General features: G+C 64.1%; 23 protein-coding genes. 6 read left to right on the top strand and 17 right to left on the bottom strand.

The features are described from left to right. Positions 1-40: 40 nt before the first annotated feature. Together ACR9ZN_RS30680 and ACR9ZN_RS30685 are read right to left on the bottom strand one after the other, a co-directional pair. Entirely contained in the window at positions 41-214 is a 174-nt protein-coding gene (locus ACR9ZN_RS30680) for a hypothetical protein (protein ID WP_187829741.1), read from the bottom strand. A 30-nt stretch (positions 215-244) separates the two neighbouring features. Then, the gene (locus ACR9ZN_RS30685; RefSeq protein ID WP_481274011.1) at positions 245-1,147 is read right to left on the bottom strand and encodes a S49 family peptidase; all 903 of its coding nucleotides are present in this window, start codon (positions 1,145-1,147) and stop codon (positions 245-247) included. 301 nt (positions 1,148-1,448) lie between these two features. On the opposite strand from ACR9ZN_RS30685, the gene ACR9ZN_RS30690 reads away from it, so the two are divergent. Further along, positions 1,449-1,763 carry a hypothetical protein gene (locus ACR9ZN_RS30690; protein ID WP_454813136.1) on the top strand — a complete coding sequence of 105 codons (315 nt, stop codon included), beginning with the start codon at positions 1,449-1,451 and terminating at the stop codon, positions 1,761-1,763. Positions 1,764-1,943: 180 nt separating this feature from the next. On the opposite strand, the gene ACR9ZN_RS30695 is transcribed toward ACR9ZN_RS30690, so the two are convergent. The 7 genes from ACR9ZN_RS30695 to ACR9ZN_RS30725 form a co-directional block, all read right to left on the bottom strand. Continuing rightward, positions 1,944-2,888, bottom strand: coding sequence for an amino acid ABC transporter substrate-binding protein (locus ACR9ZN_RS30695; RefSeq protein ID WP_454813137.1), 945 nt, complete (start codon positions 2,886-2,888; stop codon positions 1,944-1,946). 137 nt (positions 2,889-3,025) lie between these two features. After that, entirely contained in the window at positions 3,026-4,273 is a 1,248-nt protein-coding gene (locus ACR9ZN_RS30700; protein WP_434959603.1) for a dicarboxylate/amino acid:cation symporter, read from the bottom strand. 387 nt (positions 4,274-4,660) lie between these two features. Next, entirely contained in the window at positions 4,661-5,422 is a 762-nt protein-coding gene (locus tag ACR9ZN_RS30705; RefSeq protein ID WP_434955390.1) for an SDR family NAD(P)-dependent oxidoreductase, read from the bottom strand. 31 nt (positions 5,423-5,453) lie between these two features. Next, on the bottom strand, positions 5,454-6,257 hold the full coding sequence (locus ACR9ZN_RS30710) for an ABC transporter permease (RefSeq protein ID WP_454813138.1): 804 nt from the start codon (positions 6,255-6,257) through the stop codon (positions 5,454-5,456). Continuing rightward, positions 6,257-7,120, bottom strand: a complete 864-nt coding sequence (locus tag ACR9ZN_RS30715; protein ID WP_454813139.1) for an ABC transporter permease — start codon at positions 7,118-7,120, stop codon at positions 6,257-6,259. Before ACR9ZN_RS30715 ends, ACR9ZN_RS30710 begins: the two co-directional genes overlap by 1 nt. Before the next feature lie 204 nt (positions 7,121-7,324). Beyond that, positions 7,325-8,488 (bottom strand): ABC transporter substrate-binding protein, encoded by a 1,164-nt coding sequence (locus ACR9ZN_RS30720; protein WP_454813140.1) that lies wholly within the window; start codon positions 8,486-8,488, stop codon positions 7,325-7,327. Positions 8,489-8,620: 132 nt separating this feature from the next. Further along, positions 8,621-9,709, bottom strand: a complete 1,089-nt coding sequence (locus tag ACR9ZN_RS30725) for an ABC transporter ATP-binding protein (protein WP_481274012.1) — start codon at positions 9,707-9,709, stop codon at positions 8,621-8,623. A 126-nt stretch (positions 9,710-9,835) separates the two neighbouring features. Between ACR9ZN_RS30725 and ACR9ZN_RS30730 the strand changes: the two genes are divergently transcribed. After that, positions 9,836-10,684 carry a helix-turn-helix transcriptional regulator gene (locus ACR9ZN_RS30730; RefSeq protein ID WP_481274013.1) on the top strand — a complete coding sequence of 283 codons (849 nt, stop codon included), beginning with the start codon at positions 9,836-9,838 and terminating at the stop codon, positions 10,682-10,684. 8 nt (positions 10,685-10,692) lie between these two features. On the opposite strand, the gene ACR9ZN_RS30735 is transcribed toward ACR9ZN_RS30730, so the two are convergent. After that, positions 10,693-11,451, bottom strand: a complete 759-nt coding sequence (locus tag ACR9ZN_RS30735; RefSeq protein WP_481274014.1) for a tRNA1(Val) (adenine(37)-N6)-methyltransferase — start codon at positions 11,449-11,451, stop codon at positions 10,693-10,695. After that, positions 11,448-11,672: a putative signal transducing protein gene (locus ACR9ZN_RS30740; RefSeq protein ID WP_149251743.1), complete on the bottom strand. Its 225-nt coding sequence runs from the start codon at positions 11,670-11,672 to the stop codon at positions 11,448-11,450. Before ACR9ZN_RS30740 ends, ACR9ZN_RS30735 begins: the two co-directional genes overlap by 4 nt. Before the next feature lie 114 nt (positions 11,673-11,786). On the opposite strand from ACR9ZN_RS30740, the gene ACR9ZN_RS30745 reads away from it, so the two are divergent. Beyond that, positions 11,787-12,803: a polyprenyl synthetase family protein gene (locus ACR9ZN_RS30745; RefSeq protein WP_434955397.1), complete on the top strand. Its 1,017-nt coding sequence runs from the start codon at positions 11,787-11,789 to the stop codon at positions 12,801-12,803. 85 nt (positions 12,804-12,888) lie between these two features. After that, a complete protein-coding gene (locus ACR9ZN_RS30750) occupies positions 12,889-13,467 on the top strand; it encodes a DUF1993 family protein (RefSeq protein WP_434955398.1) in 579 nt (192 codons plus the stop codon). 39 nt (positions 13,468-13,506) lie between these two features. Here ACR9ZN_RS30750 and ACR9ZN_RS30755 read toward each other — a convergent pair whose 3' ends face one another. Beyond that, the gene (locus ACR9ZN_RS30755) at positions 13,507-13,989 is read right to left on the bottom strand and encodes a MarR family winged helix-turn-helix transcriptional regulator (RefSeq protein WP_481274015.1); all 483 of its coding nucleotides are present in this window, start codon (positions 13,987-13,989) and stop codon (positions 13,507-13,509) included. Positions 13,990-14,096: 107 nt separating this feature from the next. Here ACR9ZN_RS30755 and ACR9ZN_RS30760 point away from each other — a divergent pair, with 107 nt between their 5' ends. After that, positions 14,097-14,510 carry a VOC family protein gene (locus ACR9ZN_RS30760; RefSeq protein WP_434955400.1) on the top strand — a complete coding sequence of 138 codons (414 nt, stop codon included), beginning with the start codon at positions 14,097-14,099 and terminating at the stop codon, positions 14,508-14,510. A gap of 110 nt (positions 14,511-14,620) precedes the next feature. Here the strand turns inward: ACR9ZN_RS30760 and ACR9ZN_RS30765 are convergent, their stop codons facing one another. Then, positions 14,621-16,039: an MFS transporter gene (locus tag ACR9ZN_RS30765; RefSeq protein ID WP_481274016.1), complete on the bottom strand. Its 1,419-nt coding sequence runs from the start codon at positions 16,037-16,039 to the stop codon at positions 14,621-14,623. Between the two features lie 173 nt (positions 16,040-16,212). Here ACR9ZN_RS30765 and ACR9ZN_RS30770 point away from each other — a divergent pair, with 173 nt between their 5' ends. Next, positions 16,213-17,115: a LysR family transcriptional regulator gene (locus tag ACR9ZN_RS30770; RefSeq protein WP_481274017.1), complete on the top strand. Its 903-nt coding sequence runs from the start codon at positions 16,213-16,215 to the stop codon at positions 17,113-17,115. A 49-nt stretch (positions 17,116-17,164) separates the two neighbouring features. Here the strand turns inward: ACR9ZN_RS30770 and ACR9ZN_RS30775 are convergent, their stop codons facing one another. From ACR9ZN_RS30775 to ACR9ZN_RS30790, 4 genes are all read right to left on the bottom strand, one after another. After that, positions 17,165-17,611: an NUDIX hydrolase gene (locus tag ACR9ZN_RS30775; protein WP_454813147.1), complete on the bottom strand. Its 447-nt coding sequence runs from the start codon at positions 17,609-17,611 to the stop codon at positions 17,165-17,167. A gap of 336 nt (positions 17,612-17,947) precedes the next feature. After that, positions 17,948-18,772, bottom strand: coding sequence for an ABC transporter permease (locus ACR9ZN_RS30780; protein ID WP_481274410.1), 825 nt, complete (start codon positions 18,770-18,772; stop codon positions 17,948-17,950). Beyond that, positions 18,772-19,947, bottom strand: coding sequence for an ABC transporter permease (locus tag ACR9ZN_RS30785; protein ID WP_434955404.1), 1,176 nt, complete (start codon positions 19,945-19,947; stop codon positions 18,772-18,774). Before ACR9ZN_RS30785 ends, ACR9ZN_RS30780 begins: the two co-directional genes overlap by 1 nt. Then, positions 19,944-21,008: an ABC transporter ATP-binding protein gene (locus ACR9ZN_RS30790; protein WP_481274018.1), complete on the bottom strand. Its 1,065-nt coding sequence runs from the start codon at positions 21,006-21,008 to the stop codon at positions 19,944-19,946. The genes ACR9ZN_RS30785 and ACR9ZN_RS30790 overlap by 4 nt, the downstream gene beginning before the upstream one ends. Positions 21,009-21,057 lie beyond the last annotated feature (49 nt).

Consider the following 21,057-nt stretch of genomic DNA (forward strand, 5'->3'; position numbering starts at 1 on the left):
GCCATGCCGGGAGGCAGCACCAGGTCTGCCGTCCTCCGGTTCAATCCGGGCGATAGACGCCGCTGCGCGGGTCGCGGCGCAGGTTGATGGCTTCCTGCCGAACGGGCTGGGGCTTGTAGAGTTCGTTGTTCACTCGCTCCCATTCGCGCTTGACCAGGCGAACAAGCACCACGGTCCCGACGAGGCTGGCGACTGCTAGAACGACAGGATGCATGGCAGGCCCTCTTCATTCATCATTTCGTAACTATAAACCGAAACGGGCACGAATTGCACGCCCTTCGAGTGCGGCAAGTACGCCTTCGGTTAATTGCTCGCTTTCGGCGGCCGAAAAATGGGTGCCCAGACCAAGGCGCCGGCCCAGCAGACCGCGTGACTCCGAGACGGTCTTGAAGCGCACCTTTTCGCCGTAGCGCGCGCGCATCACGGACCGGATGTCCCCAATCGCATCGGCAAGGCCGAACTCGATCGCCTGCGGCGCGAGCCAGAACTCGCCCGAAAAGAGCTGGTCGTCTTCGCCCTTGAGCTTGCCGGCTCGGCGCTCCTTCACCAGGGCGATGAACATATCGTGGATGTCGCGCTGCAGGGTGGCCAGCCTTTCGACATCTTCGGGTCTTTCGGGGCGGAAGGGGTCCAGCATCGTCTTGGAGCGCCCGGCCGTATGGACACGGCGCTCGACCCCGATTTTCTCGATCAGCTTGTCGAAGCCGAACGAGGCGGAGACCACGCCGATGGAGCCGAGGATCGAGGCCGGGTCGGCGATGATCTCGTCGGCAGCGCAGGCGATCATATAGCCGCCGGAGGCGGCGACATCCTCGACGAAAGCGAAGACCGGCAGCTTCTTCTCGGCGGCAAGGGCCCGGATGCGGCGCATGATCAGATGCGACTGCGCCGGCGAGCCGCCGGGCGAATTGATCACCAATGCGACCGCCTTGGCGCCTTTTACCGCGAAGGCGCTGTCGATGAGCTTGTCGAGCTTGGTCATGTTCAGGCTGGCGCTGAAACGCGAGCCGGTGCCAATGGTGCCCGAGAGCGGAAGGACGGCAACCACGGGAGCCGGGTGGCTCCACTTCTCGGGCAGCAACCGCCGGATCCGGCCGACACTTCGCTTCAACAGATTGTCCGATTGCGGGATATCAGGTGTCGTCAACGCGGCTTCGCCTTTTCCTGTGCAGCATGAAGCGGCGGTCCTCACGAGAAGGTGATGACCGCCTTTGCCGCATATAGGCACGAAATCCCGGCGGGACGATAGGCTGCGGCATCTGCTGAATGCAGGATGAACGGGTCGATCAAGTGGCATTCAGCAGATGATGGGATAGTGAAAGCGGGAAGGGGCGAGAGATAGTCGCCACTCCCCTGGAACCTTCCCGGTTCTAGCAGTTAGTAACATAGTAAGCTGGCCCGTCGGGGTTGGGTCGAGCTTTCGCCGATCTGAATCGCAGGAGGAACGAATGTTTCGCAAACTCGCTTTAGCGGCCGCCTTGGCTTTCGGCATGGGGGGCGCTGCCATGACCGTGCAGTCGGTCCAGGCCGCGGTGGTTCATCCGGCAGCCAATGCCGGCGTGATCCAGGCCATCGAACAGTCGGCCCCGGCACCGGATGCCGCACAGAAGGTCTATCACCGCGGTCGCCCGCATTATGGCCGTCCGTACTACGGCCGCCCGCATTGGCGTCCGCGTCCACACCGCTATTGTCGGGTGAAGCGCGTGCGTGTGCACACCTATTACGGGTGGCGCTGGGTGAACCGTCGCGTCTGCTGGCGCTAACGAACGTTTCGTCCAAGGCGTTTCGCGACTTGGCGGCATCGCCAGGGATCACAAGGATGCGTCGGACCAAAGAGTGAGAGCAAAGCGATGCTCCGTCTGAACGCGCTTTGCTCGAGGGCGTGAATATGAACACCCCCGAACTTGGTTCGGGGGTGTTTCTTCATGCGCAGAGCGGATGTCTTAGAACGCGTCGATGCCGAGTGCCCGCCAGGCTTCGGTCAACTGCAGGGAGATAGGCAGGTTGAGGTTCTCCCCCGTGGGAGTGGGCTGGAGGAACCATCTGCGATAGGTTCTGACCAGCTTGCCCTGTTCGGCCATGGTCGCGAAGGCTCGCCTGACGGCTTCGGCCATCAGCGGATCTTCCCGGCGGAACATGATGCCATAGGCGTCGTAGGTGATGAAATCCCCGACGACGGCCAATGACTTCTGGGCGTGATTGCGGGCGATAAAGCCATAGAGCAGGGCGTCATCGGTCGCGAAGGCATCGGCTTTGCCTGCCGCCAGCATGTCGTAAGACTGCTGGTGGTCGGGAGCCGAGGCGATGATCATGCCAAGCTTGTATTTGTCGTTGAGCTGCTTCAGTGCGGCTTCATTGGTGGTGCCGGCTGTCACTACCAGGGTCTTGCCGTGCAGGTCCTTGTAGGTGTGGATGCCGGAATCGCGTTTGACCAGGAGCTTGGTGCCGGCCACATAGGTGATCGGCGAAAAGGAGACGCTCTTCTGGCGCTCGAGATTGGCAGTGGTCGAGCCGCATTCGAGATCGGCCTCACCTGATGTCACGGCCTCGATACGCGTATCGGAGGTGACGAGCTTGTAGTCGATGCGCACCGGCTTGTCGTGCAGTTCGCGCGAGATCTCCTCCACCACGCCCTTGCACAACTCGATGGCGTAGCCCTCTGGTCCGGCCTGGTCCGGGCGCTTGAAGGAGAAGGGAAAGGAGGCGTCGCGATAGCCGATGGTGATGGCACCAGTGCTGTTCGCCTTCAAAAGGGTGCCGGACAGTTCGAGCGGAAAATATTGCTGCTTGGGCGCGGCCGACAGGTCCTCGCCGATCATGTCTTCGGCCCTGGCGATGCCGATTGCCGCCATCACGATAGCGAACGTGAGCGGAATGAGTTTGTTCAAGGATCTCTCCCGAAAATCCGGGCGGCCGCCGGTCGGCGCCGCCCTCATGCGGCGTGCCGCGACGCAAGAGGCGATTGGCGGCACAAACGATGCTCGATGAGGGCGGCGGCATCGCAGCCGATGCCGCCGCCGGGCGTTCAGGCGTGAGCGCCTGCGGGTGTGGCACCGGCCACGCCGATGTCGTCCTTCTCCGGGCCGAGATCGCCTTCGAACTTGGCGACTGCAGAGGCCGCCAGCGAGTTTCCGATCACATTGGTGGCACTGCGGCCCATGTCGAGGAATTGGTCGATCCCGATGATCAGGAACAGGCCGGCCTCCGGAATCTTGAACTGCTGCAGCGTGGCGAGGATCACCACCAGCGAGGCACGCGGTACACCGGCCACGCCCTTGGAGGTGAGCATCAGCACGGCAGCGATGGTCAACTGGGTACCAATCGAGAGTTCGATGCCATAGGCCTGCGCGATGAACAATGTCGCGAAGGTCGTGTAGGCCATGGTGCCGTCCAGATTGAACGAATAGCCCAAGGGCAGCACGAAGCTGGCGATGCGCTTGGAGACACCGAAGCGCTCGAGCTGGTCGAGGATCTTCGGATAGGAAGCCTCCGAACTCGCGGTGGAGAAGGCAAGGAGGAAGGGCTCGCGCATGCGGCTGACAAGGCTGGTCATACGTCCGCCGAGCACGAAATAGCCGACGCCGAGCAGGAGTGCCCACAAGATGGCCAGAGTCAGGTAGAAGCCCCCAAGGAACTTGGCGAAGTTGAGGAGAACGCCCGGCCCGGACTTGGTGATGACAGAAGCAACGGCCGCGCATACGGCGAAGGGGGCCACTTTCATCACATAGCCGGTGATGACGAGCATCATATGGGCGATATCGTCTGCCAGCTGGATCAGTGGCTTGCCGCGCTCGCCCAGGGCCATGATGGCGACGCCGGCAAACATCGAGAACACCACGATCTGCAGAATCTCGCCCTCGGCCAGCGATTTGAACAGCGAGGTCGGCACCAGGTGTTCGACGAAGTTCTTGAAGCTGAAGGATTCGGAGGAGAGATTGGCAGTGTTCGCGGCCTGATCGGCGATGACGATGCCATGACCGGGTTGGAGGAGATTGGCCATCAGCAGGCCGAGCAGCAGCGACACGATCGAAGCCGATATGAACCAGGCCATGGTCTTGGCGCCGACGCGCCCAAGCGTCGCGGCATCGCCCATATGGCCGATCCCGACGATCAGGGTCGTGAGAACCAGGGGGCCGATAATCATCTTGATCAGGCGCAGGAAGACGGCGCTGACCAGGGACATGTAGTCGGCGACCGAGACAGCCGTTTTCTTGTCGGGGAAGGAATAGAAGCAGGCGATACCGATCGCGATGCCCAGTACAAGGCCGATCATCACGTAGATGAAATTCTTATTCAAGTTGACCCCCCTCATTTGACCTAACGGTTGCATCCGGCGCGATGCAGACAAGCGAGATTTCTCTGGGGCAAATTATCAGACAAACGGCGTTTGAAAGGGCGCTTGCCAAAAATTTGCAACGGATTTGTCATGTTATTGACATAGTTGCACTCCAGCCGGCCGCGTGAGTCAAGCCTTTTCAAAGCGCTTTTGCAGATGTCGACCGGCACATTTCCTGTCGAATATTGACGGGATGTTTTGCTCGAAAAACAGGAGCGTTCACTTTGGTCAACGCGAGGCAGGACCATACCGCCCGTGGTGCAGGCTTCGCGCAGGACAGTGCGGCGGAACGGCGGTGCTGACCGGTGAACTTGCGGTGGCGGCTCAGCCGATGCTTTCCCCACCGTCGACGACCAGGGCCTGCCCGGTCATGAAGGCGGAGCGATCCGAGACCAGGAAGAGGATGGCCTCGGCGATCTCCTCAGCCGTGGCCCAGCGGCCCATCGGGATCTTCTCGCGGACATAGGCTTCGATGGCGGCACGGCCGCCCATCTGGGCGATGAAGGGCTCGTTGAAGGGGGTGTCGACCCAGCCGGGGCAGAGGGCGTTCACGCGCACCTTGTGCCGGGCATAGTCGAGGGCCATCTGGCGGGTCATCGCCACCACGGCGTGCTTGGAGGTGGCATAGGCGATCATCTCCCGGTCGTAGAACATGCCGGAATTGGAGGCGGTGTTGAGGATGACGCCACCGCCAGCCGCGATCATCGCCGGCATGGCGAGCCGGGCCGCAAGGAAATGGGCGCGGACATTGATGCGCCAGGAGGCGTCGAACCCATCGAGGCTGACATCGGTGAGCGGCCCGCCGATCTGGATGCCGGCATGATTGTGCAGGATGTCGATGCGGCCATGGCGATCGAGCGTGCTGCGAACGAGATGCTCGACGGCCGCATCGTCAGCCACATCGGTGGCTACAGCCTCGGCACGGCCTCCCTGCGTGCGGATCCTGTCGGCGGTCGCCTCGCCGGCGGCGGCGTCCCGGTCGGCGACGATCACGACGGCTCCTTCGCGCGCCATGGCAAGGGCACCGGCCTGGCCGATACCCGAGCCCGAACCGGTGACGACGGCGATGCGGCTTTCCAGGATCATGGTCATTCACTCGATGATGGGGAGCAGGGCGCTATTGGCGCTTGCGCAGCAGGAACTGGGCGAGCAGCACCATCAGCACCGAGGCGACCAGCACCAGCGTGGCGATGGCGTTGATCTCGGGCGTGACGCCGCGGCGGATCGAGGCGAACACATAAATGGGCAGGGTGGTCTGCGGGCCCGCGACGAAGAAGGCCACGATGAAATCGTCGAAAGAGAAAGTGAAGGACAGCAGGAATCCCGCCAGGATGGCCGGGAAGATCTGCGGCAGCACGATGGAGCGGAAGGTGGTGAAGGGCGTGGCGTAAAGATCGCTCGACGCCTCGACCAGGTCGCGGCTCAGGCTGCCGAGGCGCGCGCGTACGATCATGGTGACCAGCGCCATCGAGAACAGGCCGTGCGCGGCGATGATCGAGCCATAGCCGAGGCCGAGTCTGGGTGGGGCATCGCCCGGCCAGACCGCCGCGAGCAGTGGATTGGCGAAGGCGAAAACCTGCACCAGCGCCACCAGCGTGGCGATGCCGATGACCACGCCAGGCACCACGATGGCGGCGCCAAAAAGAGCATCGAAGACGAGGCGGGTTCGCGTGCCGACGCGCGACAGGCCGAGGGCCGCCATCGTGCCGAACACCGCCGCCAGCAGCGCACTGCTGGAAGCGACGATCAGGCTGTTGCGCAGGGCTTCCATCAGGAAGGGATTGGCGAGGGCGGTGCCGTACCACTTCGTCGAAAAGCCGACGATCTCGCTGGCGTTGCGGCCGGCGTTGAAGGAGAACAGGACGAGGAGCCCGATCGGCAGATAGAGAAAGGCGAAGACGGCGGCGACGAAGGCTCTCATCAGATCAGGTCCACCTGCCGGGCGCCCGATACGCGTGCCGTGATGCGGTTGGCGATCATGAGCACCACGACCGAGGCGACCACCAGCGTTACGGCGATGGCGGAGCCGAACGGCCAGTTGCGCGATTGCAGGAAGAGGTCGACCAGGGCATTGCCGATGAAGAAGACCTTGCCGCCGCCGAGCAAGGTCGGGATCAGATATTCGCCGAGCAGCAGGATCATCACCAGGCTGAAGCCGGTCATCACTCCGGGCAGGGACAACGGCAGCGTCACGCCGAGGAAGGTCGAGACGGGCCTGGCGCCGAGGTCGGCCGAGGCTTCGAGCAGGCGGCGGTCGAGCCGCTCGAGGCTGACGTAGATCGGCAGGATCATCAGCGGCAGGTAGCCGTAGACGATGCCGACCAGCACCGAGCCCGGCGTGTTGAGGAGCCGGATATCGGCAATGCCGACGAGATCGAGCAAGGCCGGGATGCCGCGCGAGCCGAGGATGTACATCCAGGCATAGCTGCGCATCAGCAGGCTGGTCCAGAACGGGATGACCACCAGCGCCAACAGGATCAGGCGCCAGCGTGGCGGCGCTTTGACGGCGAGGTAATAGGCGACGGGATAGGCCACCAGCAGGCAGGCGAAGGCACCGGCCGGCGCCAGGATCGCGGTGTTCCAGAAGGCAGTGGAGCGTGCGCCGAGATTGGCATATTGCGCAAAAGAGAACGCGGCCTGGTAGCCGCCCTCCGGCGCCCGCTCGCCGACGCTGAAGACGAGCACGGCGATGAAGGGCAGTACCAGGAAGACCACGAGCCAGGCGCTCGCCGGGGCGAGCAGCAGGGTCGTCACGAGTGTGCGGCGGGCGCGGGAGGAGGCCACGAATTCTGTTCCGGTAGAAGGGCGAGCTGCATTGTTGGCAAAATGCGCTCGGTGTGAGGATGTTGTCATTCACGGCGCCGCCGCAGGTGGCGGAAAGGGAATCCAGGGCCAGGGGCGTCGTGCTGCCCCTGGATTCCCTTCCCCTCGCTGTGCTCGGCCGGGAATGACGGAGCGGCCTTGTCTCCAGCGATCACCAGGGGGCGCTCAGGCCGATTTGAAACGGGCCATCAGCTCGGCCCGGTTCGGATCGGTCAGTGTCGCCGCCGCCCCGAATTCCAGAGGCTTCAGCAGGTCGGCGGCCGGATAGAGGATGGGATTGGCAAGGAATTCCTTGGGCAGCAGGGCGTTGACACGCGAATCCGTGCAGGGCGCGCCATTGGCGATGTGCTCCTTCACGGCATTTTCCGGCGTCATCAGATAATTGAGCAGGGCGTAGCCGGCCGGCTTGTTGGGCGCGTCCTTGGGAATGGCGTAGAAGTCGGTCCAGATCTCGCCGCCTTCCTTGCCGAGGATATATTTGATGTGGGGCAAGTCGCGGTTGAGCTGGGCTCCGTCATTGGTCCAGCACATCGTCATCCAGGCATCGTTGGCGCGCATCGGCGGCTGATAGTCGGAGGACACTGCATAGAGATGGGGCTTAGCCTTGATCAGCAGTTCCTCGGCCTTGGCGAGCTCGTCCTGCTTCAGCGAATTGAAGGAATAGCCGAAATATTTCAAGGCGTTGCCGATGGTGGTGAGCTGGTAGTCATGCACCATGGTGCGATTGGAGCCCTCGGCCATGGCGGTGTCCCAGAAATCCTTCCAGCTTGCCAGCGGCTTGCCGAGCTTCTGGGTGTTCACCGCAAAGCCGGTGGTGCCCCAGTTCTTCGGCACGGCAAAGACCGTGCCGTCGATGGTGCCCTCCGCGGTGAAGCGGGCATCCTCGGTGGGGGCGCTATAGGCCGGCAGCTTGGCAAGGTCGATGGCGTCGATGAGGCCGAGCTTTTTGTAGGTCGAGATGGTGTAGTTGGTCGGCACGAACAGGCTCCAGCCGGTGGCGCCGGCCTGGAGCTTGGCCAGCATCTCCTCGTTGGAACCGAAGACGTTGACCTCGACGGCGACGCCCGTCGCCTTGGTGAAGTTCACGAAGGTCTGCGGGTCGTGATAATTGGGCCAAGTGGCGATCGACATCTTGTCGCCGAGTTCGCCGGCGGCATGGGCGGGACCGGGCAAGACGCCGTTTTCCCGGCCGAGCACGGCCATCGCCATACCGAGGCCGGTGGCGCCGAGGAAATGGCGGCGGCTGATCGAGCCCTTCCGGTAGCGCAGGAGCTGATCGACAAAGTGTTGGGCGGAGATCGGCAGGCCGTCGCGATAGGATTTCGACATGGCTCATTTCCCTCTGGTGGTGCCGCTTTGCGCGGCTTTTAGATCGACTTCTCGATTAAGAAAATGCGTTAAAACAAAGAGTTAGAGCGAAAACGACAATTCGAAGATAAAGTCATTTTGCTCTATCGTCGTTCAGGCGGCGAAGGCCAACGGCGCTCCCGGTGCGAAGCCGATCGAGACGCTGTCGCCCGGCCCCTTGAGGCCGGGGCCATGGGCCAGATGGTCGGCGGCGACCAGCACCGTGCCGACATCCTTGACGTCGATGGCATATTCGGCGGTCGAACCGAGAAAGATGCGGTTGTGCACGGTGCCCCGCAGGCTCGGCCCCCCGCCGGCCTCCAGGCGCATGGCTTCGGGACGGATGCTGATGCGCGCGGCCTGGCCGAGCTGGAGCGGGGCATGGCTGCGCGCCTGGAGCATGGTGCCGTCGGCGAGCACGATCCTGGCCGCCTTGCCGTCGACCTCGGCGACCTTGCCGTCGAGGAAATTGGACTTTCCGACGAAATCGGCAACGAAGAGGTCGGCCGGATCGTCATAGATCTGGCTGGGTGCCCCGGTCTGGACGATGCGGCCCTTGTTCATCACGCAGACGAGATCGCTCATCGAGAGCGCCTCTTCCTGGTCATGAGTGACGAGCACGAAGGTGATGCCGAGGGACCTTTGCAGATTCTGCAGTTCGAGCTGCATCTCGGTGCGCAGCTTCTTGTCGAGGGCGGCGAGCGGTTCGTCGAGCAGCAGTACGGCGGGCTTGTTGACCAGGGCCCGGGCCAGGGCAACACGCTGCTGTTGGCCGCCGGAGAGCTCGTGGATGCGCCGGCGGCCATAGCCGGAGAGGCGCACCATGGCGAGGGCCTCGTCGACGCGCCGGGCGATCTCCGAACCAGCCAGGCGCGGACGCGCCTGGCGCAGGCCATAGGCGATGTTGTCGCCGACGGTCAGATGCGGAAACAGGGCATATTGCTGGAAGACCATGTTGACCGGGCGGCGATAGGGCGGCGTGCCGGCCATGTCCTGGCCACGGATCATCACCTGGCCGCTGCTTGGCTGTTCGAAGCCACCGATCATGCGCAGGCAGGTGGTCTTGCCGCAGCCCGAGGGGCCGAGCAAAGCGACGAAGGCCCCGTTGGGGATGGCAAGATCGATGCCATGCACCGCGGTGACCTCACCATAGCGCTTGGCGACGGCGCGAAATTCGATATCGGGCGAGGTCCTGTCGTTCATCCGCGCTTGTCCCCTCGGTCGCTGCCAAGCCGTTTCGATCTGGCCGGTTCATTCTTGCTTTTCGGCTTTTGCGAAAGGAAAGCTAGCAGAGCCGATTTCATCTCGTATATACCTACCAGGGGGTATATGCTGCATGTTTGTTCAGCACAGGGGGTAGAAATCGGCGGCACCAGGCATAATCTGGCGGCATCCACGGCGCTGGCGGAGGCGATAGGAACCGCGGGTCGCACCGGCTCGGGTGACTTCGCGCGCGCCCTGCTGGCCTGGCTCGGCCTGCATGGGCGTTTCGACCACAGCGTGGTGTTCGCCTATCGCGGCTCGGCTCGGCCGCCGATGCTGTACGAGACCTTTTCGCCGGCCGAGAGCCATATCTTCGTCGCCCTCTATCAGGATGGCGCCTATCTGCTCGATCCCTTTCATCGGGCTGCGATCGGGGGCTGCGAAGGCTTCCGGCGCATGCGCGAGCTGGCGCCCGACCGCTTCTATACGAGCGAATATTTCCGCTCCTATTACAGCCAGACGGGCCTTGCCGAGGAGGTGGGCTTTTTCGTGCAGCTCCCCGAGCAGACCTCGGTGGTGCTGTCGCTGATGCGCCTGGCGGGGTCAGGGCCGTTCGGCACCGCCGAGGTGCGCGGCCTGCGCGACCTGGCGCCGATCGTCCTCGCGCTGTGCGCCCAGCATTGGCGCGACCTGCCGGAGTTCGGCGAGACCGGCAGCCGGATGGCGACATTGCCGCTGCCGGGCAGCGATTTCGATCGCGCCCGCCTATGGGCCAGCCAGTCGCTGACGGCGCGGGAGGGTGAAATCGTCAATCTGGTGCTGCAGGGGCATTCGTCGGATTCGATCAGCCGCCTTCTGCATATCTCAGTGGGCACAGTGAAGGTGCATCGCCGCAACATCCACCACAAGCTCGGCATCCATTCCCAGGCCGGCCTGTTCGCCCGTTTCCTCTCGCTTTTGAACGAGACGGGCTAGCCTCCAGGCTAGGCCTGCCAGTCGATCGAGGCTTCACCGCGATGCAGGGCCTCCGCCTCTGCGGTGAAGCCGCCGTTCTCGTCATGCAGGATCAGCGGCGGCAGCAGGAGGAAGGGCGCGCGCGACCCCTTGACGGCGCGGATGAGCAGGCGGACGGCCGGCGCGCCGGCGTTCGGCTGCACGGGCTTGACCCGGATGTCGCCGAAGCGCCGGTCGAGGCTGGCCAGCAGCCGGGGCAGGGCATCCGCGCGGTGGATGAGTGCGAGGCTGCCTTTGGCGCGCAGGAGGGCGAGGGCACAGAGGATCCAGGCTTCCTCATCGGCCTCGCCATGCACATGCGCACCGGCGCGATAACCATCGGGTGCCGGGCGAATCGTGCCGGGAAGATGGAAGGGCGGATTCATGATGACATGGTTGGCCGTGCCGGGCTGCAAGGCCTGGCCCTTTGCCGGCCTTTGCGTGACGTCGGCCTCGATCGTGGCCACCCGCTCGGCAAGGCCGTTGCGTGCCGCATTCCCGGCTGCCAATGCCGCGATGACCGGATCGATCTCGACCAACGTGACGCGACATTGCAGGCAGCGGACGGCAAGGCCGAGGCCGGCGGCGCCGATCCCCGCACCGAGGTCGTAGACCATCTCTCCCGCAGCCGGCAAAAGACAGGCCGAAAGCAAGGCGGCGTCGGTTCCGACCCGATGGCCCCGGGCCGGCTGTGAGAGCTGCAGCCGACCGCCGAGAAAAGCCGAGAGGGTGGTCTCGGTTGTGGTCACGGCGTGCGCAGCTCCTTGCCGAGGCCGGCCTCGGTCAGCCGCTGGCGCGCCAGCACGCTCTGATCCGTGTCGACCAGTATGCGGCGCGGGATCATGCCGAGTGAGCCTTCCAGCACGCTCATATGGGTGTCCAGCACGAGATGGACCACGCCTGCCTCTGTGAGCAGGGCCTCGATATAGGAGATCAGCACGGGATCATTGGTACGAACGATTTCTTCCATGCGGCAATGGTTGCGATTATCGCAACAATTGCAATGTGCTTGTTGGCGCGACAACTGCGAGCTTGTATGGGGAGCCGCGCATTTCTATGGTGCCGGCAAAACGGAGTGCATGTATTGGGCGTCGTTGTCGCATTCGAGGACAAATCCGGGTCGCAAGGATCGATCCAGCCGATCGTCGACCTGACCAAGGCGGATATGGCGCGGGTCAATGCCACTATCCTGTCGCGGACGGGGTCGGAGGTGACGATGATTCCTGAAGTCGCCAACCATCTGATCTCTTCCGGGGGCAAGCGACTGCGCCCGATTCTGACCCTAGCGACAGCGCAGCTCGCCCGCTATCAGGGCGAGGGGCATGTGAAGCTGGCCGCCTCCGTGGAGTTCATGCATACGGCCACGCTTTTGCACGACGATGTCGTCGACGAGAGCGATATGCGGCGCGGCAAGCCGGCCGCGCGCATGCTGTGGGGCAATGAGGCGAGCGTGCTGGTCGGCGATTTCCTGCTCGGCCAGGCTTTCAAGATGATGGTAGAAGTCGGCTCGCTCAAGGCACTCGACATCCTCTCGACCGCTGCGACGGTGATCGCCGAGGGTGAAGTGGCCCAGCTTGCCGCCGCCAAGAATACGGCGACCACCGAGGACGAATATCTGGCGGTGATTCGCGGCAAGACGGCGGAGCTCTTCGCGGCCGCCTGCGAAGTCGGCCCGGTTCTGGCCGAGCGCCCCAAGGATGAGCAGGCCGCCTGCCGTTCCTTCGGCATGAATCTCGGCATTGCCTTCCAGCTCGTCGACGATGCGCTCGACTATGGCGGCTCGGACACCAAGCTCGGCAAGAATGTCGGCGACGATTTCCGCGAGGGCAAGATCACCCTGCCGGTGGTGCTGGCCTTCCGACGCGGCAATGAGGGCGAGCGCGATTTCTGGCGCCGCACGCTGGAACGCGGCGAGATCACGGAAGCCGATCTCGAGCACGCCATCGGCCTGATGCGCCGCCACAAGACGCTGGAAGATACCATCGAGCGCGCCCGTCATTATGGGGCCATGGCCAAGGATGCCCTGGCGCTGTTCGCCGACAGTCCGATGAAATCGGCCCTGGCGGATGTGGTGGAGTTCTGTATCGGCCGCGCTCACTGAGCGCCGGCCGGCCCCTTTGGCCGGATGCGGAACTCGACAAGCGTATTTATGCGGGCGGTCCGAGGCCGTCCAGGGAAGCAAGCCCATGGCTGATCTTTTCGACGTTTCCGTTCCGGTTTTCCTGCGCTATCTCACCAATCTCGACGCGATCCTCGACAAGACGGCCGAGCATCTGCAGCTCCGGGGCACTGAGCAGGCGGAGGTCCTCAACCTGGCCCTGCAGCCGAACATGTTCCCTTTGAAGTGGCAGGTTCGCATCGCGCTGGGCTTCTCCATCCGGGCCATCAACCCGGTGCTGCAGCAACCGATCATGCTCGATGACGGCCCGATCGAATCGATCGAGGACATCCGCCTCTTGCTGGGAAACACCATCGCGCGGCTCAAAAACGTCTCGCGGCGTGATTTTGCCGGCGGGGAAGCCAGGCTCGTACGGGAGAAGGCCGGCCAGGCGGTGTTCGAGGCCAAGGCCGTCGAATTCGTCACTCAATATGCCTTGCCGAACTTCTTCTTTCATCTCGGCATGGCCTATTCACTCTTGCGCCTTGCCGGTTGCCCGATCGGCAAGGGCGATTTCGACGGCTTCCACCAGTATGAAGCCGGCCTCAACCTGGTGCCGGAGATGCCGGCGCAGCCGCAGCCGCTGATGCAGAGGCTGCCCGGTTGAGGCCTGCGCGCCTGGCTGCGCAGCAGCCGGAGCCTCTCGTCAAAGGGCGGTGATCAGCTTTCGGAGCAAGCCATCGAGGGTTTCCTGCTCGGCCCGCGTCAGCACCGACAGCAGCCGCTCCTCATTGGCGACATGGCGCGCGATAGTCTCGTCGATAACGGCCTTGCCGGCCTCGGTGAGGGCGATCAGCTTGCCGCGGCGGTCATTGGGATCGGGGCGCCTCTCGACCAGGCCGGCGTGTTCCAGCCTGTCGAGGCGATTGGTCATGCCGCCCGAGGAGATCATCGCCGCTTCGTAGAGCCGGGTCGGCGAAAGCATATAGGGCTCGCCCGAACGCCTCAGCGTAGCCAGCACGTCGAACTCGCCGGGCTGCAGGCCCGCGGCGGCGAAGAGCGGGTTCATATGGTCGCGCAGCACCCGTTCTGACGCATCGGACAAGCGGCCGAACACCGCCATCGGCAAGGAGGGGAGGTCGGGGCGCTCGCGAGCCCATTGTTCGACGGCAATATCGGCGCGGTCCATCGGCAGGTTCTCTTGACGAAAAGTATCTTGACATTAAGATACTTTTCGTCTACTAACATCATAGCGAGATAATAAGTCAACTCGCCCATTCGGTGAAGGAGGAAGTGATGGCCAAGATGATTTTCTTGAATCTGCCGGTGCGCGATCTTGCCGCCGCAACTGCATTCTATGTCGCCCTGGGCGGCGAGGTGAACCCGCAATTTTCCGACGAGCAGACCAAATCGGTGGTGCTTTCGGATGCGATCGTCGTGATGCTGCTCACCCATGAGCGCTATGGTCAGTTCACCAAGCGCCCGATCGGTGATGCGCGCCAGTGGAGCCAGGCCCTGATCGCCCTCAATGTCGACACCCGCGATGGGGTGGATGCGACGCTGGCCCGCGCCACGGCAGCGGGCGGGCGCGCCGATCCCAACCCGGCGCAGGACCATGGCTTCATGATCAGCCGCAGCGTCGAGGATCCCGACGGCAATGTCTGGGAAATCGTGTGGATGGATCCCGCTGCGATGGCGCCGCAGGGCTGAGGCGCGAATTCATCACCCTCCCCTGGAGGTATCGGCACTTCCAAGAGGAAGTGCCGATACCTCCAGGGGAGGGTGAAACTTGCGCTTGGGCTTCACCTGCACCCCACAATTCAGGGGACATCCTGTGGCTGCGCGGCGCGTCCCGCCAGAATGCGCGTTCCCGCAGCCAGGATAATCGCAACCACGATCAGGAAGGCGGCGGTGCCGAATGTCGCCTGCATGCCGAAGGCGACGGCCTCCGAAGGGGCTTTGGCGATGTCGCCCGTTCCCGCGGCAAAACGGAAGATGGCTCCCATGGCCGAAGCCCCGGTTATCAGGCCCAGATTGCGCGACAAATTGACGAGGCCTGATGTCACGCCTCGCCGGTCCGCTGGGATACCGGCCATGACGGCGGTGTTGTTCGCGGCCTGGAAAAGCTGGTAGCCCGGCGTCAGGATGACGATGCCGGCAATATAGCCGGCGACGCCGAACGTCGGGCCCATCATGGATAGGGCGATGGCTCCGACTGTCATCACGGTGAGGCCGATAAGGATCAGGCGAGGCGCACCCAGGCGATCGACGATGCGTCCGGCAAACACGCCGCTCAGGATGGAAAGGACCGGGCCGATCGCCATTACCGCCCCGATGTCAGCCTCGTCGAGAGCGAAGACACGGACGAGATAGAACGGCCCGACCACGAAGGTCGTCATCATCACCGTCGCGACCAGGGCGCTCGTTGCCAAATTGACGCTCAGCCCCTCGCTACGGAAGGCCGCCACTTGGATCAGGGGTGAGCTGACACGTGCCTCCGCCAGCAGGAAGAGGCCGCCGCTGATGACGGTTGCCAGCAGCAGACTCGTGCCGATCCAGCCGGGAGTGCCGCGTCCCGTGGTCATGGCCAGGGCGTAGGCGGCGAGCGTTGCGGCCAGCAGCAGCGTGCCGAGGCTGTCGAAGCTGTTGCGGACATCCCGGGATTTGCCGCCGTCCTCGCGCAGGAATCGATGGGCAAGATAGAAGGCCAGGAGGCCCAAAGGAATATTGAGGAGGAAGATGCTCCGCCAGCCGAAGGCGGAAATCATGAGGCCTCCGAGCGATGGCCCCAGAGCGGTGCCGACGGCCGACATCGTACCGAGCAGCCCCATGGCACTGCCGGTCCTTTCCCTGGGAACGGCTTCGCCGATAACAGCCATGCCGAGAGCCGCCATGATGGCTGCGCCGAGGCCCTGGGCGGCGCGAGCCGCGACCAGCAGCCCGAATGTGGGCGCCACTGCGCAGGAAGCGGAAGTCAGCGTAAACAGGGTGAGCCCGGCCAACAGCAGCATGCGCCGCCCGACGATGTCCCCCAATCGGCCGACACTGACGACCAAAGTGGTCATCGCCAGCAGATAGGCCAGCACGATCCACTGCACCTGCTCGAATGACGCCGAGAAGGCCGTGGCCAAGGTCGGCAGGGCGACATTGGCGATGCTGGTGCCCAGGGACGACAGCAGGATGCAGAGGGAAAGGCAGGCAAGCGCTCCGTGGAACTTGGGCGTGGCCTTTTCATGCATTCGTCCATCGTCTCTGGTGGCTGATTTCGGCATGGATCGCGTCTTCCGTCGGTTCGAAGGTGGAACCACCGAAAGATAGGCCTGTGCCTGACATGGCGGAACGCGCATCATCTGCACTTCATTCGTGCATCAAACGCCATGCCATAATTGACTTTGGATGCTATGATCGACCCATGTCGCTTCCCGATTTCAATCTTCTCATCACGCTCGACGTTCTGCTGACGGAAGGCAGTGTCGCCCGAGCGGCCCGCCGCCTCAGGCTCAGCCCCTCGGCGATGAGCCGGGCCCTGGCCCGCTTGCGCGAGACGACCGGTGATCCCCTGTTGGTTCGGGCCGGCCGCGGGCTCGTGCCGACGCCGCGGGCTCTGGAACTGCGCGAACGCGTCGGCCAACTCGTCCAGAGTGTCGAAAGCGTTCTTCGTCCGGTAGAAGCGCTCAACCTGAAAAAGCTCACGAGAACCTTCACCCTTCGCAACCGGGAGGGCTTCGTCGAGAATTTCGGACCCGATCTCATTGCTCATGTCCGCGAACAGGCGCCGGGGGTCACGCTCCGGTTCGTGCCGAAAGTCGACAAGGACAGCACGTCTCTGCGGGACGGCAGCGTGGATCTGGAGACGGGCGTGATCGGCGATTCGATGGGACCGGAAGTGCGGGCGCAGGCCCTGTTCCGCGATCGTTTCGTCGGTGTCGTCAGGATGGGGCATCCTCTGAGCGAGGCTCTGGTCACGCCTGAGCGCTATGCCGGCGGAAGCCATGTTCTGATTTCTCGCCGAGCCCTCTATCGGGGGCCTGTCGACGGCAGGTTCGAAGCGCTTGGCCTCAAGCCGAACATTGCCACGATCGTCAGCGGTTTTGCCGAAGCCCTGGCCCTGGCCCGCTCGACCGACCTGATCGCCACCGTGCCCGAGCGTTCCACCGGTCGGCTGCGCGCCGGGCTGTTCTGCTTCCCGCTGCCGTTTGCCTTGCCGGAGATCACGATTTCTCTGCTCTGGCACCCGCGGCTCGATGCCGACCCGGCGCATCGCTGGCTGAGGGAGTGCGTCCGAAAGGTCTGCATGGAGCAGCTTGCCGGTTAGGCCGGCTCATCATTTCATGGGATGCCTGCGATCCAAAAAGAGGGACATCCTACGGTGCCATGGCCGGCCTCAGCCCGGACAGCAGCCGGGCGAGACCGGGATCGTCCACGATGATGGAGGCGTCGCCGAGGCCCATCCATTGCACGCGGCGCTCGGCCTGTTCCTTCCACGCCGGCAGCATGCCGGTGACGCGCAGGGGATAGACGTTCACCTTGATCAGTTCGAAGCGGTCGGCGAGACGTTTCCAATAGATAAAGGAGCCGAGCGCCTTCTTGCGCGGCTTGCCGGTCAGCCCCGCTTCCTGCTCGGCCTCGATGCGCGCGGCGACATGATCCTTGCAGCCCTTGATGGGCCAGCCCTTCGGCACCGTCCAGCGATGGGTGGTGCGGGTGGTCACCAGGCAGACCTCGATGCGACCGTCCTTTTCGCGAAGCGGCAAGGCCGCGACCTGGCGGCGCGTCGGATTGGGCAGGATGTCGGTGGCGGTACTCGGCATGGTACTCTCACGCTTCCAGAGCAAAGCGCGTTGGGACGGAAACGTGCTGTGCTCTAACTCTTTGTTTCCTCGCGTCTTTGCGATTCTTGGCGATGCCGCCAGGAATCACAAAACGCCATGGTGGAGCAAAGGCTCCTACGCGACTGACTTGCCGATATCTTTGCTCAAGCACCGCTATGCCGGCGTGACACGACGCACGCGCCGGGCAGGGGGGTGCCTCATGGCGTGCCGAATATGTCGAGCGATGTCCTTCCGGGTGCGCGGACGTCGCAGCGACATGCCTGCATGTCGCGGCGCCCGCGCACCCGGAAGGAGCCTATCTCCTCGAACTTGGTATCATTCCTCAGCCGGCAGGACCTGCTTGCGCTTGCCGATCAAAGCCAGGATCGCGGCTCCCTTCACGGCGACGGCCAGGATCAGCGTGATCACGATGATCAGGAAGGCAGCCGCGGCAATGGCCGGGCTGATGTTCTCCCTGAGCGACGAGAACATCTGCCGTGCCAGCGTGGTCTGGTTGGGGCCGGCGACGAACAGGGTGATCACCACCTCGTCGAGCGAGGTGGCGAAGGCGAAGGCAGCGCCGGTAAGGATGCCGGGCAGAGCGAGCGGGAAGGTCACGGCTCGGAAGACGGTGCCGGGCGAAGCGCCGAGGCTGGCCGCCGCCTTTTCCAGTGCCGGATCGATACTGGCGAGCGAACCGGAGACGTTGACCAGCACGAAGGGTACGCACAAAACGGCATGGGCGATGATCACGCCCGCATAGGAGGAAGCGAGGCCGAGCCGGGCATAGAGGATCTGCATGCCGACGCCGAGCACCACCGCCGGCACCACCATGGGCAGCAGGAAGATCGAGCGCAGCACGCCCGAGAACGGCACCAGATTGCGCCTGAGGCCGAGGGCGGCAAGTGTGCCGACCACGGTGGACAGCACCGTCGCGCCAGAACCCACGATCATGGAGTTGACGATCGAGCGCTGCCAGGCGTCGCTGGTGGCGAGCGTATCGAACCAGCGTGTCGAGGGGCCCGTCATCGGGTAAGTCAGGAACACGCTGTCAGTGAAGGCCAGTGGCAGGATCGCCGCCAGCGGGACGACCAGGAACGCCACGATCAGCGCGCCGAAGGCAAGGCGCAGGGCGTTGAAGGAATTCTTGCCCAATCCCATCATGGCTGCACCATTGGCGTGCGCGAGAGCCGTCCATAGACGAGGTAGAGCACCGTGGTCGGCACCAGCAGGAAGATGCCGAGCGCGCCGGCCATGCCCCAATTGGCGGTGCCGGTGGCATAGAAGGCGATTACCGAGGAGATCATCTGCTCGTTCGGGCCGCCGACCAAAGCGGGGGTGATGTAGTAGCCGAGCGCCACCATGAAGACGAGGAGCGAGCCGGAGAGCACGCCCGGCATGGCCAGCGGCAGGAGAACGTGGCTGAAGGCCCGCAGCGGGGGGGCGCCGAGCGAAGCGGCGGCCGGCATCAGATTGCGCGGAATGGCGACGAGGCTGGCATAAACAGGTAGCACCATGAAGGGCAGCAGCACATGCGTCATGGCGATGAGGATGCCGGTGCGGTTGTAGATCAGCGGCAGCGAGGCATCGATCAGGCCGAGGGCCTTCAGCGTCTGGTTGATCAGCCCGTTCTCCTGCAGCAGGATCATCCAGGCGGCGGTTCGCACCAGGAGCGAGGTCCAGAGCGGCAGCAGCACGGAGAGCAGCAGGAGATTGCGCTTCCAGCCCGAGAGGCTTGCGGCCAGCATGGCGAAGGGCAAGCCGATGGCGACGCAGAGCAGCGTCACCTGCAGGGCGATCATGAAGGTGCGCAGCATGATCATGCGGTTTACGGCCATATCCGCAGGCACATTGGCGATGCTGCCGTCATCGGCGCGCTTGAGATCGACCGCAGCCAGGAGGTTCGCATCCGTGTAGGACGGCATCGAGCGCTTCAGCGCCAGCCAGAAGGCAGGCTGCCCCCAGCGCGGATCGATGCCGGCGAGGGGAGGCGGGCTGTTTTCGGGGGCGTTGCGCACGGCAGTGGCGGTCTTCGGCAGGAGGGTGCGGAAGCCCGCCTGCTGGCTGTTGAGCGCGCGCACGGCATCGCCGAACTGCTCCTGGGGGATCGTCGTACGCAGATCCTTGGCGAGCGCGGCCTGGACCTCGGCCGGCGGCAGGCCGTCGCCCTTCCAGCCGGCGATCGCCTCCGCCGTCAGCGGAAAGGCATGACGCACGGTGCCCCCCTGCACGGAGGTGACGATCATCATACCGAGCGGCCACAGGAAGAAGATGCCGAGAAAGGCGATGAGGGGAAGCACCAGGAGAGCGGCCTTGAGCCGCGCCGCCGCCGTCATGGCAGGACCAGCGTGCAGTCGTCGGGCGCGAAGCCGACATGGACCTCGGAACCGATGGCCCGGCTCGCCTCGCGCCTGTCGGCCTTGGCCACGAGGCGGCGTTCGCCGCTCGACAGATGCAGCCGGACATGGTCGCCGTGATAGACGTCATCCTCGACGCGCACGGGCAGGCTGTTGGCCAGGGCCGGCGCATCGCTCAGATGCAGCCTTTCTGGCCGCACGGAGACCAGCACCTGCGCACTCGGCTTCGGCGAAAGCTCGGTGCGACAGGAGACTGTCGGTCCCAAAGCGAGCTCGACGGTGGCCAGGCCGTCCGAGCAGGATTTCAGGGTACCGTCGAGCAAATTGGTCTCGCCGATGAATTCGGCGACGAAGCGCGTGCGCGGACGGTCGTAGAGGCCCGATGGCGTGTCGAGCTGCTCGATCTTGCCGAGATTGAGCACGGCGACCCGGTCCGACATGGTCAGGGCCTCGCCCTGGTCATGCGTGACGAAGATCACGGTGAGGCCGAGCTTGCGATGCAGCTCGCGGATCTCGAGCTGCATGTGCTCGCGCAACTGCTTGTCGAGTGCGCTGAGCGGCTCGTCCATCAGCACCACCTTGGGTTCGTAGACGAGGGCGCGCGAGAGCGCGATGCGCTGCTGCTGGCCGCCCGAGAGTTGGGAGGGCTTGCGGTCCTTGAGATGGCCGAGGCGAACCAGGTCGAGCGCCTTGGTCACCCGGGCGTCACGCTCCGCCCGGCCGATCCCGCGCATCTTGAGCGGAAAGGCGACGTTCTCGGCGATGCTCATATGCGGAAACAGGGCGTAGTTCTGGAAGACCACGCCCATGTTGCGCTTGTAGGAGGGCAGGTTCTCCACGCGGGTGCCGTCGACGAGCAAGGCGCCGCTGCTGGGTGCCTCGAAGCCGGCCAGCATCATCAGGAGGGTTGTCTTGCCCGACCCGGAGGGGCCGAGCAGGCTGACGAATTCGCCCTGGCCGACATGGAAGTCGAGATTGTCGACGACCTTCATCGTGCCGAAGGATTTGCTGACACCGTCGAAGTGAATGAACGAGTCCATCGGATCCGAAAAGCTCCTTCCAGGCGCGGGCCTTGGGAAGTTGGAATGA

This window comes from Labrys sp. HAY1-8F (assembly GCF_056754975.1).

Coding starts and splice junctions, on each gene's coding strand:
- ACR9ZN_RS30680 (WP_187829741.1), bottom strand. CDS start 214: ATGCATCCTGTCGTTCTAGCAGTCGCCAGCCTCGTCGGGACCGTGGTG.
- ACR9ZN_RS30690 (WP_454813136.1), top strand. CDS start 1,449: ATGTTTCGCAAACTCGCTTTAGCGGCCGCCTTGGCTTTCGGCATGGGG.
- ACR9ZN_RS30700 (WP_434959603.1), bottom strand. CDS start 4,273: ATGATCGGCCTTGTACTGGGCATCGCGATCGGTATCGCCTGCTTCTAT.
- ACR9ZN_RS30705 (WP_434955390.1), bottom strand. CDS start 5,422: ATGATCCTGGAAAGCCGCATCGCCGTCGTCACCGGTTCGGGCTCGGGT.
- ACR9ZN_RS30710 (WP_454813138.1), bottom strand. CDS start 6,257: ATGAGAGCCTTCGTCGCCGCCGTCTTCGCCTTTCTCTATCTGCCGATC.
- ACR9ZN_RS30720 (WP_454813140.1), bottom strand. CDS start 8,488: ATGTCGAAATCCTATCGCGACGGCCTGCCGATCTCCGCCCAACACTTT.
- ACR9ZN_RS30725 (WP_481274012.1), bottom strand. CDS start 9,709: ATGAACGACAGGACCTCGCCCGATATCGAATTTCGCGCCGTCGCCAAG.
- ACR9ZN_RS30730 (WP_481274013.1), top strand. CDS start 9,836: ATGCTGCATGTTTGTTCAGCACAGGGGGTAGAAATCGGCGGCACCAGG.
- ACR9ZN_RS30740 (WP_149251743.1), bottom strand. CDS start 11,672: ATGGAAGAAATCGTTCGTACCAATGATCCCGTGCTGATCTCCTATATC.
- ACR9ZN_RS30750 (WP_434955398.1), top strand. CDS start 12,889: ATGGCTGATCTTTTCGACGTTTCCGTTCCGGTTTTCCTGCGCTATCTC.
- ACR9ZN_RS30755 (WP_481274015.1), bottom strand. CDS start 13,989: ATGGACCGCGCCGATATTGCCGTCGAACAATGGGCTCGCGAGCGCCCC.
- ACR9ZN_RS30760 (WP_434955400.1), top strand. CDS start 14,097: ATGGCCAAGATGATTTTCTTGAATCTGCCGGTGCGCGATCTTGCCGCC.
- ACR9ZN_RS30765 (WP_481274016.1), bottom strand. CDS start 16,039: ATGCATGAAAAGGCCACGCCCAAGTTCCACGGAGCGCTTGCCTGCCTT.
- ACR9ZN_RS30770 (WP_481274017.1), top strand. CDS start 16,213: ATGTCGCTTCCCGATTTCAATCTTCTCATCACGCTCGACGTTCTGCTG.
- ACR9ZN_RS30775 (WP_454813147.1), bottom strand. CDS start 17,611: ATGCCGAGTACCGCCACCGACATCCTGCCCAATCCGACGCGCCGCCAG.
- ACR9ZN_RS30780 (WP_481274410.1), bottom strand. CDS start 18,772: ATGGGATTGGGCAAGAATTCCTTCAACGCCCTGCGCCTTGCCTTCGGC.
- ACR9ZN_RS30785 (WP_434955404.1), bottom strand. CDS start 19,947: ATGACGGCGGCGGCGCGGCTCAAGGCCGCTCTCCTGGTGCTTCCCCTC.
- ACR9ZN_RS30790 (WP_481274018.1), bottom strand. CDS start 21,008: ATGGACTCGTTCATTCACTTCGACGGTGTCAGCAAATCCTTCGGCACG.